Raw genomic sequence first — 12793 nt, 5'->3', positions numbered from 1 at the left:
TCGAAACCGGCTGCTTACGATGCTTTTTCAAACTGCGACCACAGGGGATCGCTCGCCATCAACGCAGTCACCCAGTCGGCGAACGCTCTTACTCTCGCCGACAAATGCCGCGTGTAGGGATAGACGATGGACAGGGGCATGCTCGCCATCTGCCAGTGCGGCAGGACCTCGACCAGGGCGCCACTTCTGAAGTGAGGCTCGGCCTCCGCCCTGGGCAGGAATGCGACGCCCAGGCCGGCGACCGTGGCGGCGGCCGTGGCACTGCCGTTGTTGAAGTACATGCTTGGCGGATGATCCAGGGTGAAGTGCTCGGTTCCGCGGGTAAGGGTCGGGACGTATCGCCTGTCCGTGGCGGGAAACTTGAAGCCCAGGTGCTTGTGTCGTGGCAAGTCCACAGGCGTCTGGATCGGCTCTGCCGCCGCCAGGTAGGAGGGTGAGGCGCAAAAGCAGAAGCGCATCTGGCCTATCGGGCGGCAGACCAGGTCCTGGTCTGCGACCACGCCACCACGAATCGCGCAGTCGACGCCCTCCTGGACAAGGTCCACGACGCGCTCGCTGCAGCCGATGTCGAGATGAATCTCCGGGAACCTGGCGGTGAAATCGGGCAGCGCCGGCACGATGAACAATATCCCGACCGGTGACGGCATTTCGATGCGCACCCGGCCACGCACGACGTTGCGGCTCTGGGATACCGAGGCCTCCAGTTCGTCTACGTCGTCGATGACCGCGCGCGCCCGGGCGTAGTACGCGGCGCCTTCTGTAGTAGGGGAGACCTTGCGGGTGGTGCGGTGCAGAAGCTTGATCCCCAGCAGCGCTTCCAACGCCTGCAGCTGCCCTGAGATCGTCGTCTTGGCCAAACCCAGCGACTCTGCTGCGCCGCTGAAACTGCCTACCTCGACGATACGGCAGAACGCGCGCATGGCCTCCAAACGGTCCAAAGCCATTGTCCGTATTTCCGTAAAAACAAAACGATTCAACCTAGTTTATCCGAGTATTTGCTTTTCCTACAGTACGCCCATGCCACGGCACGTCGTGGCCAAACTGTCGGAGAACACCCATGAGCAACAAACGCATCAACTACTACGAAGCGGCCCCTCAAGCGATGAAAGCCATGATGGGCCTGGAAAAGGCGGTCTCCCAATCGATCCTGCCCGCCGCGTTGCGTGAGCTGGTACGGATTCGCGCCTCGCAGATCAACGGCTGCGCCTACTGCATCGACATGCACGCCAGTGATGCTTTGAAAGCCGGAGAAACCCCACGGCGGTTGATGGCCATCAGTGTCTGGAAGGAAACGCCGTTCTTCGATGCGCGTGAGCGTGCGGCCCTGTTGTGGGCCGAGACACTGACCCTGGTGGCCGAGCGGCATGCCCCCGACGAGATCTACGAAACCGTGGCCACCCAGTTCAACCCGCAGGAACTGTCCGAGTTGACGTTCGTCATCGCGGCTATCAACGCCTGGAACCGTTTTGGCGTTGGTTTCGCCATGCAACCGCAGTAAGCCCACCCGCTGGAGCTCGGCATTTCACTTGCTCGCCGACTGAGTTCCACCCGGTATTTCCATAGATCCCGTTTGCAAACTGATGAAGTTCAGTTGGCGCCGTTCTGCGCGCGCCATTCGAGGAAACGACATGAACCCACTCAGCAACTTCACGGCAATCGTTGCGCTGGCGTTGCCGTTGTTCGCCCATGCCGAAGATGGGGCGCAGGCCGCGAAGCGCTTTCACGATCACAACAAGGCGGTGTTCGCGCAACAGGCCAAGGATCGCGCCGCGCGTGAGCAACGTGAGCGTGAGGCCTTAGAACCGTCAATGGAAAGGGCGTCCGGTGATATCCCGGCGAGCCATGCAACGACTGCAGATTGACCTGCAAACGCCCTCGTCATTCACCGATTTAGAAAGGACAGCCCTGTGCGCGCCCCTTCCGTCAGCGTTACCGCAATCATCATCGCTGCCTTGCTTGCCAGCGGTTGCAGCAAAGAACCCGAGTCGATCGTCGCCAGCCCTGCCGCTGTCGATGTCGTGAACGCGAAGGTCAGAAGCGTCAGATATTGGGACAGCTTCAATGGTCGCGTGGCAGCCATGGAGTCGGTGGCGATCCTTCCCCGGGTGGGCGGATACATCACCAAGGTGGCCTATGGCGAAGGGCGCGAGGTCAGCAAGGGCGATCTGCTTTTCGTCATCGACCAGCGTCCCTACCGCGCCGCGTTGGACAGCGCGCGCGCCCAGCTGGAGCGGGCGCGTGTTTCGCTGGCGTTTGCCAGGCAGCAAGACCTGCGCGCGCAAAAGCTCATCAGCGCCAACGCCGTTTCGAAGGAACTCGCCGAGCAGCGGCGCACGGCCTACGAGCAGGGCGTTGCCGAGGTACACGCCGCCGAATCTGCAGTTGCCACCGCGGCATTGAACCTTGAGTTCACCGAGGTTCGATCGCCCATCGACGGCCGTACCAGCCGCGCTCGGCTGACCGTTGGCAACCTCGCGGTAGCGGATCAGTCCGTGCTGACCTCGGTCGTGTCGCAGGATCCGGTCCATGTCTACTTCGACCCCGATGAGCACAGTTACCTGAACTACCGCAAAACACTCACGACCTCGGCGAAGGCCGCGGTGCGTATTGGCCTGGCGACTGACGACGGCTTTGCGTACGAAGGTGAGCTGACGTTCGTGGACAACGAAGTGGACGCCGCGACCGGTACGATCCGCGCGCGCGCCACCGTGCGCAACCCGGACAGGCACTTGACCCCAGGCCTGTTCGCCAAGGTCCGGTTCTCGCCAGGCGAGGCGGTGCAAGTCGTCGTGGTACCTGATCGGGCCATCCTGACCGACCAGGACAAGCAGTATGTGTATGTGCTCAGCGGCGCGAAGACGGCCGAAAAGCGCTACGTCGAAACCGGCAGGCTGCTCGGCAAGCAACGCGTCATCACGGTGGGCCTGGCCTCGGACGAGCAGGTCATCGTTTCCGGACTGCAGCAGATCTATGCCTCGGGAACCCCGGTCCTGCCCAATGTGCTCGCGCCTGAAAACGATGAGCTGAAAGTTTCCAGCACCCGTCATGACGGACGATGATCCGCAAAGGCTCCCACCATGGATTTCTCTAGATTCTTCATCGACAGGCCGATCTTTGCCATCGTCCTGTCGGTCGTTATTTTCGCTGCGGGCCTGATCGCCATGCCACTGTTGCCGGTCGGAGAGTACCCGGAAGTGGTGCCGCCCACCGTGGTGGTGAAAGCGACCTATCCTGGCGCCAACCCCAAGGAAATTGCCGAGTCGGTTGCCGTTACGCTGGAGGAGTCGATCACCGGGGTCGAGGACATGGTGTACATGAAGTCCGTGGCCAGCTCCGATGGCACCCTGCAGGTGGTCGTCACCTTCAATTCGAAGGTCGACCCCGACACCGCTGCCGTTCGCGTTCAGAACCGTGTCAGCCAGGCCCTTTCGCGTTTGCCGGAGTCGGTGCGCCAATATGGCATCACCACCCAGAAGCAGTCACCGACGCCGCTGATGTATGTGGACATGTATTCCGACAACGACCAGTTCGATGCGCTCTACCTGCGCAACTATCTGCGCTTGCACGTGAAGGATGAGCTGGCGCGCATCCAAGGCATCGGCGACGTCGTGCTCTACGGTTCGGGCGACTACGCCATGCGCATCTGGCTCGACCCGAACAAGTTGGCCGCCCGTGGCCTCACCGCTCAGGATGCGATCGGCGCGATCCGCCAGCAGAACGTGCAGGTTTCCGCGGGCCAGCTGGGGGCCGAGCCTGCTCCGCAGGATACGGAGTTCCTGGTCTCGATCAACGTCCAGGGCCGCCTGAAGACTGAACAGGAGTTCGCCGATGTCATCCTCAAGAGCGGGAGCGACGGACAGGTCACCCGCCTTGCCGATGTCGCCCGCGTGCAACTGGACTCGGGCGACTACACGATGCGCGTGTTTCGCGGCAAGAACCAGGAAGTTGCCATCGGGATCTTCCTGACGCCCGGGGCCAACGCCATCGATGTCGCCAACACGGTGTATGCGAAGCTCGACGGGTTGGCCAAGGATTTCCCCGAGGGTGTGCGCTACGCCCCGGTCTGGGACCCGACGGTGTTCGTTCGTGAATCGATCAACGCCGTCCAGCACACCTTGCTCGAAGCGATGGTGCTGATCGTGCTGGTGGTCGTGCTGTTCCTGCAGACCTGGCGCGCCTCGATCATCCCGCTGATCGCCGTGCCGGTCTCGATTGTCGGCACGTTCGCGTTTCTCTACCTGCTCGGCTATTCGATCAACACCCTCACCTTGTTCGGCATGGTATTGGCCATCGGTATCGTGGTGGACGACGCCATCGTCGTGGTGGAAAACGTCGAGCGCAACATCGCGCTTGGCCTGGCGCCGCTCCAGGCGGCGCACCAGGCCATGCGTGAAGTGTCAGGCCCCATTATCGCTATCGGCCTGGTGCTGTGTGCCGTGTTCATCCCGATGGCATTCATGAGCGGTGTCACGGGGCAGTTCTACAAGCAATTCGCGGTCACGATCGCCATTTCCACGGTGATTTCGACGATCAACTCGCTGACCCTGTCGCCCGCCCTGGCGGCCAAGCTGCTGCGTCATCACGACAGCCCCAGGGATCGGCTGACCCGTGGGATGGATTACACCCTGGGCTGGCTGTTGCGCCCGTTCAATCGGTTCTTCAATCGCAGCTCGGCACGTTACGAAGGCAGCGTTGCGCGGTTGCTGCCGCGCAAAGGGCTGGTGTTCGTGGTCTACGCCGCATTGCTGGGGGCTACCGGGGTGCTGTTCAAGACGATACCGGGTGGTTTCATTCCCAATCAGGACAAGCTCTACCTGTTTGCCGGGGCCACACTGCCACCCGGTGCGTCGCTGTCCCGCTCCGAGGCCGTCGCCCGGCAGATGTCGGCAATCGCCTCGAGCGTGGAGGGCGTCGATTACGCCAACTCCTATGTCGGCCTGAATGCGCTGCAGAGCACCACCACGCCGAACCTGGTGACCGCGTATGTCCTGCTCAAGCCCTTTGCCGAGCGCACGCGCAGCGCGGCGGATATCAATGCCGAGCTCAACGCCAGGTTCGCGGCGATCAAGGACGGTGCCGCCTACGCGTTGCTGCCGCCGCCGATCCAGGGGTTGGGCAACGGCTCCGGCTACTCGCTGTTTCTCACCGACCGGGGCGGGCTGGGCTATGCCGCGTTGCAGCAGGCGCTCGCCAGGTTCCAGGGCGAGGTTGCCAGTACCCCGGGCATGACCTTCCCGGTCAGTTCCTACCAGTCCAACATTCCGCAACTTGACGTCAAGGTCGACCGTACCAAGGCGCAAGCTCAAGGCGTGGAACTGACGGCCATCTTCGAGACCTTGCAGGCCTACCTCGGGTCGGTCTACGTGAACGACTTCAACCTGTTTGGCCGGGTGTATCGAGTGGTCGCCCAGGCCGACTCGAGCTTGCGCCAGACGGCGCAGGACATCGGTAACCTGCATGTGCGAAACCGCCGGGGCGACATGGTCCCCATCGGCGCGGTTGTCGATATCGTGCCGACCTTCGGCCCGGATCCGGTGATGCGCTACAACGGCTATCCCGCTGCAGACCTGATCGGCGATGCCGACCCGACTGTGATGTCGTCGGGCGAGGTCATCGCCAAGCTGCAAGCGATCGCGGCCCGCACGCTGCCACGGGGCATAGAGCTGCAATGGACGGACCTGAGCTATCAGCAGGTCACCCAGGCCAATACCGCGGCGATCGTGTTTCCAGTCGCGGTCATGCTTGCCTTCCTTGTGCTGGCGGCACTCTACGAAAGCTGGACCTTGCCGCTGGCGGTCATCCTGATCGTGCCCATCTGCATGTTCGCGGCGCTGAGCGGCGTCTGGCTGGTCGGTGGGGACAACAACGTGTTCGTCCAGGTTGGCCTGGTGGTGCTCATGGGGCTGGCCTGCAAGAACGCGATCCTGATCGTCGAGTTTGCCCGGGAGCTGGAAATGCAGGGGCGAGGCACGGTGGATGCCGCTTTGCAGGCCTGCCGGTTGCGGCTGCGGCCGATCGTGATGACCTCGGTGGCATTCATCGCTGGCGCCGTACCGCTTCTGCTCGGCAGCGGTGCGGGTAGCGAGGTGCGTCATGCCACGGGCGTCACGGTGTTCTGCGGAATGCTTGGCGTGACGTTGTTCGGCTTGTTCCTGACGCCGGTGTTCTATGTCGTGCTGAGAAAGCTCGGCGCAGGCATTCCTGTACATCCTTCCGGGGTGGCGCAGGACAGTATGCTGAACATACCGCCGCGCAACTAGGTGTCGAGTGCCGGAGCCATCGATTTCCAGGCGTGCAAATTGCCCTTGGTTTTGCAGCCGTTAATACTGGATTGAAACCGATGGCCCTGGCTCAGCCCGTAGCCTGCGAACGTCAGAAGGTGTACTTGATACCCGTCATGATGTTCCTTGGAGCACCGTACATGCCGTGGTCGCCGGCATAGCTGAGGTATTCACGGTCAAACACGTTGTTCAGATTGACTGACGCACTCAGATGCTGGTTGAAGTCGTAGCGAGCCATGAGGTTGGTGACGGCGTAGCTGCCCTGGGTGAAGGTGTGCAGGTCGGCACCGGTCTTGCTCTGCCAGTTCACGCCGCCGCCGATGGTGACCTTGTCCAGAATGCCCGGCAGGCGATAGCTGGTGAAGGTCTTGAGACTGTGGCGGGGCAGGGTGGTCACGATACGCTGGTCGTCAGCGTCGGTACTGACCGCATAGGCATAGCCGGCGGAGGCCTGCCAGTCTTCGGCCAGTTCTCCGTCCAGGGTGAATTCAGCGCCCTTGGTAGTGGTGCCCTGTTCGGACTTGTAAGTGTTGCCGCCTGGGGTATCGATCCAGATCGCCAGGTTGTCCTGCTCGATCTTGAACAGCGCGACGCTGGAATTCAGCTTGCCGTCGAAGTGGCTGCCCTTGACACCGACTTCATAGCCGGTGCCCTCCATCGGGTCCAGTGGCTTGTTGTCGATGTCGCGAACCCAGGACGACTGAGGGTTGAAGATTTTCGTGTAGCTGGCATACAGCGACCACGTGTCGTTGACGTCATACACCACACCGGCATACGGAATGTAGACGCCGGTTTCCGACTCCTTGGTCTTGGTGTGTTCAGCGTTATAGGGTTTATCCTCGATGTCGCGCTGCCAGTCGATCACGCGGCTGCCCAGCAAGATACTGAGATCGTCGGTGGCGTGCAGGCGCGTGGCGAGGTAGGCGGCGTATTGGGTTTCGTCGACAGTGGATTTACCCGTGACGTCGAATTGCGGTTTCACCGAGGCGCCGTTCCAGTTCAGCAGGTTGTCGATCGCGCCGGCCGGAGAGCCGGAATAGTCGTACTTCCACCCGCCGTAGCTCGGCACGTTCTCGTAGTAGTTGGACAAGGTCACGCCGGCGATCAGCTCGTGCTCGCGGCCCAACAGACCGAACGGGCCGGTCAGGTAGGCATCGATATTGTTCTGGCGCGGGATACCGGAGAAGCGCACGGGCAACTGCGTGGTGCCACTTCCGTCCGGGTTGAGGCTGCCGTTGACGTAGTTGAAGACTTCATCGAACTTGTTTTCGGAGTGGGTGAGTTCGATCTTGCCGCTCCAGCCATTGGCGAACTGCTGCTCGATGGAAGTGAAGAAGCTTGTTTGTTCATGGTCGTTGTATGACCAGGTCTGAGCCGAATTGAGCGAGCGTTTGAGGTTTGTGCGAGAGCCGTCGGTGAAGCGGGTCGGCAGGCCGGAGCGCATGGGCGAGTCGACGTCTGTGCGTTGATAACTGAAGCCCATGGTCAGCAGGGTGTCTTCAGTCAGGTCGAACTCGGTAATGCCGTAGATCAGTTGCGAGTCCTGCTTGTAGCGGTCGATCCAGGACTGCTCGGTCTTGAAGTCGGCGACCAGGCGACCGCGTACGTTGCCGGTTTCGGTCAGCGGGCCGGACACATCAAAGCCGGTACCGTAGCGGTCCCAGTTGCCGGCTTCAGCGGTGACGCTGGCCTGAGCCTCGGCGGTCGGGCGCTTGCGGATCAGGTTGATCGTCGCCGAAGGGCTGCCCAGGCCGCTGATCAGGCCGGTGGCACCGCGCACCACCTCCACACGGTCATACATGGCCATGCTCTGGGTGTAATTGTCCATGCGCTTGACGGTGGGCACACCATCGATTTCAAAGTTCTGGATCTCGAAGCCCCGGGAGAAGTAACCGTCGGATTCGGCACCCTGTCCGTCGCGCAGCACGATGATGCCCGGTGTGGCATCGAGGGTATCGCTGAGATTGGTCAGGCGCTGGTCATCCAGGCGCTGGCGGGTCATGACGGTCAGTGACTGCGGGGTTTCCTTGGGGGTCAGGTTCAGACGGGTCGAGCTGCTGGATGAGTAGGTGGTGTAGAGTCCGGTGCCCTCTGTAGTCGACCCGGGAGCCTTGCCCGAAATGGAAATGCTCTGCAGCTCCAGGGCGGCAGGGGCCGGTGCGCGCTGGAGGGTGTATCGCCCATCCGGCTGGCGAACCGCAATCAGTTGGCTGCCCTCGAGTAGCGCCTGTAAAGCACCGTCGACCGTGTAATCGCCACTCAAGCCAGGGCTGTTTCGCCCGGCAATCAACTCATTGGGAAACGACAACAACAAGTGGGCTTGCTGGCCCAGTTGATTGAGCGCAGCGCCCAGCGACGCCGGGGCAATTTCGTAGTGCTGCACGCGGCTATCGGCGGCTGCCCAGGCTGGCGATGAAGTGGCGAGCAGAACCGCCGCGGTAGTGGCGAGCGAGGTTACGTAGTAGGAGGAAATACTGCGATGATGCATGTGAAGTTTCCCGATGATTTTTGATGTATGGCCTATGAGTCTCGCCAGAAATCAAAACGGCTCATCGAGGACGCAAAAAACTTCAAACGTTAGCGGGCAGGGGACGCAGGTTGACCCACAGTCGGGTGAAACGCTGTACATCCAGTTTCAGTGTGTGGGCGACGGCATCGATGATTCGATCGCTGTCTGCCAGCGGGTAGGTGCCCCATACGCGCAGATTGGCCAAGGCGGCGTCGCACCCCAGATGCCCATGACGATACCGGCCAAGTTCATCGAGGAACGCCTGGAGCGGTTGGCCGTTGGCGACGATCATGCCTTCGGCCCAGGCAGGGGCGGATGCTTGCAATACATCCTGATCGAGCATCCCGAGCGGCCCGAAACGCGCCAACTGTCCGGCTTGCAGGGTCGTCCAGGTGCTGGCCTGATTGGGGCTTACTTCAAGCGAGCCACGATAGACCGCCAGCTGGGTCGAGCCATTGTCAAACTGCCGCATCGTGAAACGCGCCGAGGACGCCTGCGCCCGAACCTGAGCGGTTTCGATAAACAGCGCCGGGTTCAAGGCGGTGTTGATCAAGACCTCGCCGCTGAATAATCGCAGGTGCCAGCGCTGGTCAGTCGCGCGAGCATTTATCGCACTACGGGTATTGAGTTCAAGCAACAGATCCGAAGCCAGCGCAACACGTCGCTGCTCGCCCACACCCGTGGTGTAGTCGGCACTCATGCGCGACACCAACTCGCTATCTCGACTCAACCAGCCACCGGTACCTGCAGCCAGCAGCAAGGCCAGGCCCTTTATTGCCCGACGCCTGCTCAGCCCTTCCTGGGAGGGGAGTAACAGGGCCTGTCGGGCGAGGTCTGGATCGCCTTGGGTGCGCAATGAATCGAGCTGCTCCCCCAGCGCCAAGGCTTTTTCCCAGGCCAGTTCATGCAAGGGGTGTTCACGACGCCACGCCATGAAAGCGGCCTGTGCGGGGGAATCGAAATTGGCCTCCTGCATATCGAGCCACCACTCCATCGCCTCCTCACACATTTTCGGCGATAGCGCGGGTTCTCGGCCAAAGGTGTTGGCGGTGATAGTCATTACAGTGCTTCCGTCACCAGCATGCATCGCGCACCCGCCTTGATGATATGGCGCTTGACGGTAGCGATTGAAATACCCAGTCGCTCGGCAATTTCTGCGTGGCTGAGTCCATCGAGTTGCGACCAGAGAAAAGCCTTCTTGACGGCGACATCCAGTTCACACAGTGCTTCGTCGAGTCGAACCAGCGTCTCGAAAATGATCAATTGGGTCGCCAGATCCGGCAGCACGCTTTGGTCTTCAGTCTGAAGCGCCTCCAGATAGGCTTTTTCCAGGCGTGCGCGGCGGTAGTGGTTGGACAGGACACTGCGTGCCACCTTGGCCAGAAAAGGCCGAGGCTGGCGGATTTCAAGCGCCTCGTTGCTGGCCAACAGACGCATGAAGGTGTCCTGCATCAAATCAGCGGCGCGGTGTGAGCAGCTCAATTGCCGATACAGCCAGCTACGCAACCAGCGGTGTTGCTGTTGGTAGAGAGCAGTGAGCTGAGCGGTATCGATGGATGCCATGAGCTGCCACGGAATGGGTGCAAATGAGACTTAGTATCATATGAGATTAATTGGGTAGCGACAAGAATGCAGAAGGGCGCAGGGCAGGACTGGCCTGATGGGTGAATAGCAAAGTCGTAGAGGTATACGACAAGATACAGGCCAAGAACCTGCCTTGTGTGGTGATGGTCGGCATTTCCAAACCGCAGACCCGTCAACAAGCAGACACCCTCAATACCCAGCGCACCAGCATTGCTAACTGGTGGGGCTGCTCGTACCGTGGGCAATCTGGCCGGGCCAGTAGCAGGGCTCGCCGCCGGTACTGCTGTAGGAATGGGTGTGCGCTCTTACGTCAATGAGGTTTTACCCACTTACCATGCCGGCGACGTTGTCGTGAGCATCCAGGCTCAGGTGAATGGTGGGATTGGCCCGCAGCGTACTGCCGAATCACTGATCATCAGGGCTTGAGAGGAAGTGCACATGTCCGAGATTACCCAGGCAGTCGTCTTCGTTGCGCTGGCTTTTCTGTTTGAACGGTTCATGAAACCGTACCTGCTGCGTAAGTGGCTAGGCGTTGCGCTGGTCATTGCTGGGCTGATGGGTTGTGTGGCGCTGAGCCAGGCCCGTTTGCAGGGCTTTGACCTGGGATTGATGTCTGCCCTTGCAGTGCCGGTCGGTATAGGGTTGTTCCTGAGCAGACGACGATTTGAGAGGCGAGAGTAGGGTGCTTGTCGAGGCGCCTTTGGCTGGTTCAGTTACACCACTTCCCGGGACACGATCACTGCTTCCTGCTGCGTCAAGAAATGAAGAATTGAGAAAGGGGAGCTCTAGGCAGCAGAACCAAAAAAGCCGTGGCCACGAAAGTGAACCACGGCTATGGACAATCATCAAAAGCACCTTCAAATTCGAAGCACTACTCAATGCGTCCTAAGGGAGGATTGTTAATCAACCATTGCTGGGGAAGGCAAATTGCGCAGCCTCGTGATTTGCGCGGCGCGGCCAGCGTTGGGTGATAGCCTTTTTACGGGTGTAGAAGCGCACACCATCCGGGCCATAGGCATGCAGGTCGCCAAACAGCGAGCGCTTCCAGCCGCCGAAGCTGTGGTAGGCCACTGGCACCGGCAGCGGCACGTTGACACCAACCATGCCGACTTCGATCTCGTCGCAGAACAGACGCGCTGCTTCACCGTCACGGGTGAAGATGCAGGTGCCGTTGCCATATTCGTGATCATTGATCAACTGCATGGCCTGCTCCAGGCTGTTCACCCGCACTACGCACAGCACCGGTCCGAAGATCTCTTCCTTATAAATGCGCATCTCGGGGGTGACGCGGTCGAACAGGGTGCCGCCGACGAAGTAGCCATCTTCATGACCGGCAACCCGCAGACCACGGCCATCGACCACCAGTTCGGCACCGGCAGCCAGACCGTCGTCGATGTAACCGACAACCTTGTCACGGGCGGCGGCGGTCACCAACGGGCCCATGTCCAGGCCGCAACTGGTGCCGGCACCGATCTTCAGGCCCATAATCTGCGGAACCAGCTTGGCGACAAGCGCATCAGCCACGTGGTCACCGACACAGACGGCCACGGAAATTGCCATGCAGCGCTCTCCGCAGGAGCCATAGGCTGCGCCCATGAGTGCGCTGACGGCATTATCCAGGTCGGCATCGGGCATCAACACTGCGTGGTTCTTCGCACCACCCAGAGCTTGCACGCGCTTACCGCGTTTGGTGCCTTCGCTATAGATGTACTCGGCGATCGGAGTGGAGCCAACGAAGCTCAGAGCTTTCACTTCCGGCGCCTCGATCAGCGCGTCCACGGCTTCCTTGTCGCCATGCACCACATTCAGCACGCCCTGTGGCAGGCCCGCATCCAGAAGCAGTTGGGCGATGAACAGGGTCGAGCTTGGGTCACGCTCGGACGGCTTTAGGATAAAACAGTTGCCACAAGCGATGGCCAGCGGGTACATCCAAAGCGGCACCATGGCAGGGAAGTTGAACGGGGTGATACCGGCAACCACACCCAGTGGCTGCAAATCACTCCAGGCATCGATGTTCGGACCGACGTTGCGGTTGTATTCTCCTTTAAGGATCTCTGGGGCCGCGCACGCAAACTCGACGTTCTCTATTCCACGTTTGATCTCGCCGGCGGCGTCCTCTACCGTTTTGCCGTGCTCCTCGCTAATCATCTGCGCAATCTTCGCTTCATTCTGCTCCAGAAGCTGCTTGAAGCGGAACATCACTTGAGCACGTTTAGCTGGCGGTGTGTTGCGCCAGGCCGGGAAGGCGGCCTTAGCCGAGTCGATCGCTTTCTGTACGGTGGCACGGCTGGCCAACTCGACTTTGCGAATGGCCTCGCCGGTGGACGGATTAAATACCTCGGTGCTGCGGCCTTGGTCAGTGATGTATTCGCCGTTAATAAGATGCGGCACGGTGGTCATCTTGATTCCCTCGAAAATA

At 60.7% G+C, this 12793-nt stretch carries 10 protein-coding genes; 5 read left to right on the top strand and 5 right to left on the bottom strand.

Annotation, left to right across the window (positions count from 1 at the left end; translation table 11 throughout):
* Positions 1-14: 14 nt before the first annotated feature.
* The gene (locus AC0MAZ_RS17950) at positions 15-944 is read right to left on the bottom strand and encodes a LysR family transcriptional regulator (protein ID WP_203652500.1); all 930 of its coding nucleotides are present in this window, start codon (positions 942-944) and stop codon (positions 15-17) included.
* A gap of 113 nt (positions 945-1057) precedes the next feature.
* Between AC0MAZ_RS17950 and AC0MAZ_RS17945 the strand changes: the two genes are divergently transcribed.
* The 4 genes from AC0MAZ_RS17945 to AC0MAZ_RS17930 all read left to right on the top strand — a co-directional run bounded on the left by AC0MAZ_RS17945 (position 1058) and on the right by AC0MAZ_RS17930 (position 6260).
* Entirely contained in the window at positions 1058-1498 is a 441-nt protein-coding gene (locus AC0MAZ_RS17945) for a carboxymuconolactone decarboxylase family protein (RefSeq protein WP_110737666.1), read from the top strand.
* Positions 1499-1628: 130 nt separating this feature from the next.
* Positions 1629-1862 carry a hypothetical protein gene (locus tag AC0MAZ_RS17940; protein WP_475858761.1) on the top strand — a complete coding sequence of 78 codons (234 nt, stop codon included), beginning with the start codon at positions 1629-1631 and terminating at the stop codon, positions 1860-1862.
* A gap of 45 nt (positions 1863-1907) precedes the next feature.
* Positions 1908-3059: an efflux RND transporter periplasmic adaptor subunit gene (locus AC0MAZ_RS17935; protein WP_203652502.1), complete on the top strand. Its 1152-nt coding sequence runs from the start codon at positions 1908-1910 to the stop codon at positions 3057-3059.
* A gap of 18 nt (positions 3060-3077) precedes the next feature.
* Positions 3078-6260 carry an efflux RND transporter permease subunit gene (locus AC0MAZ_RS17930; RefSeq protein ID WP_475858760.1) on the top strand — a complete coding sequence of 1061 codons (3183 nt, stop codon included), beginning with the start codon at positions 3078-3080 and terminating at the stop codon, positions 6258-6260.
* 112 nt (positions 6261-6372) lie between these two features.
* Here AC0MAZ_RS17930 and AC0MAZ_RS17925 read toward each other — a convergent pair whose 3' ends face one another.
* The 3 genes from AC0MAZ_RS17925 to AC0MAZ_RS17915 form a co-directional block, all read right to left on the bottom strand.
* On the bottom strand, positions 6373-8769 hold the full coding sequence (locus AC0MAZ_RS17925; protein ID WP_475858759.1) for a TonB-dependent siderophore receptor: 2397 nt from the start codon (positions 8767-8769) through the stop codon (positions 6373-6375).
* 82 nt (positions 8770-8851) lie between these two features.
* Positions 8852-9850, bottom strand: a complete 999-nt coding sequence (locus AC0MAZ_RS17920; RefSeq protein ID WP_475858758.1) for a FecR domain-containing protein — start codon at positions 9848-9850, stop codon at positions 8852-8854.
* Positions 9850-10353, bottom strand: a complete 504-nt coding sequence (locus AC0MAZ_RS17915) for a sigma-70 family RNA polymerase sigma factor (RefSeq protein WP_254464285.1) — start codon at positions 10351-10353, stop codon at positions 9850-9852. The genes AC0MAZ_RS17920 and AC0MAZ_RS17915 overlap by 1 nt, the downstream gene beginning before the upstream one ends.
* A 459-nt stretch (positions 10354-10812) precedes the next feature.
* Here AC0MAZ_RS17915 and AC0MAZ_RS17910 point away from each other — a divergent pair, with 459 nt between their 5' ends.
* A complete protein-coding gene (locus tag AC0MAZ_RS17910; RefSeq protein WP_475858757.1) occupies positions 10813-11055 on the top strand; it encodes a hypothetical protein in 243 nt (80 codons plus the stop codon).
* A 222-nt stretch (positions 11056-11277) separates the two neighbouring features.
* On the opposite strand, the gene AC0MAZ_RS17905 is transcribed toward AC0MAZ_RS17910, so the two are convergent.
* Positions 11278-12774 carry a CoA-acylating methylmalonate-semialdehyde dehydrogenase gene (locus tag AC0MAZ_RS17905; protein ID WP_203652508.1) on the bottom strand — a complete coding sequence of 499 codons (1497 nt, stop codon included), beginning with the start codon at positions 12772-12774 and terminating at the stop codon, positions 11278-11280.
* Positions 12775-12793 lie beyond the last annotated feature (19 nt).

This window comes from Pseudomonas sp. A, assembly GCF_056270345.1.
This window is presented reverse-complemented; position numbering and strand designations above follow the sequence as displayed.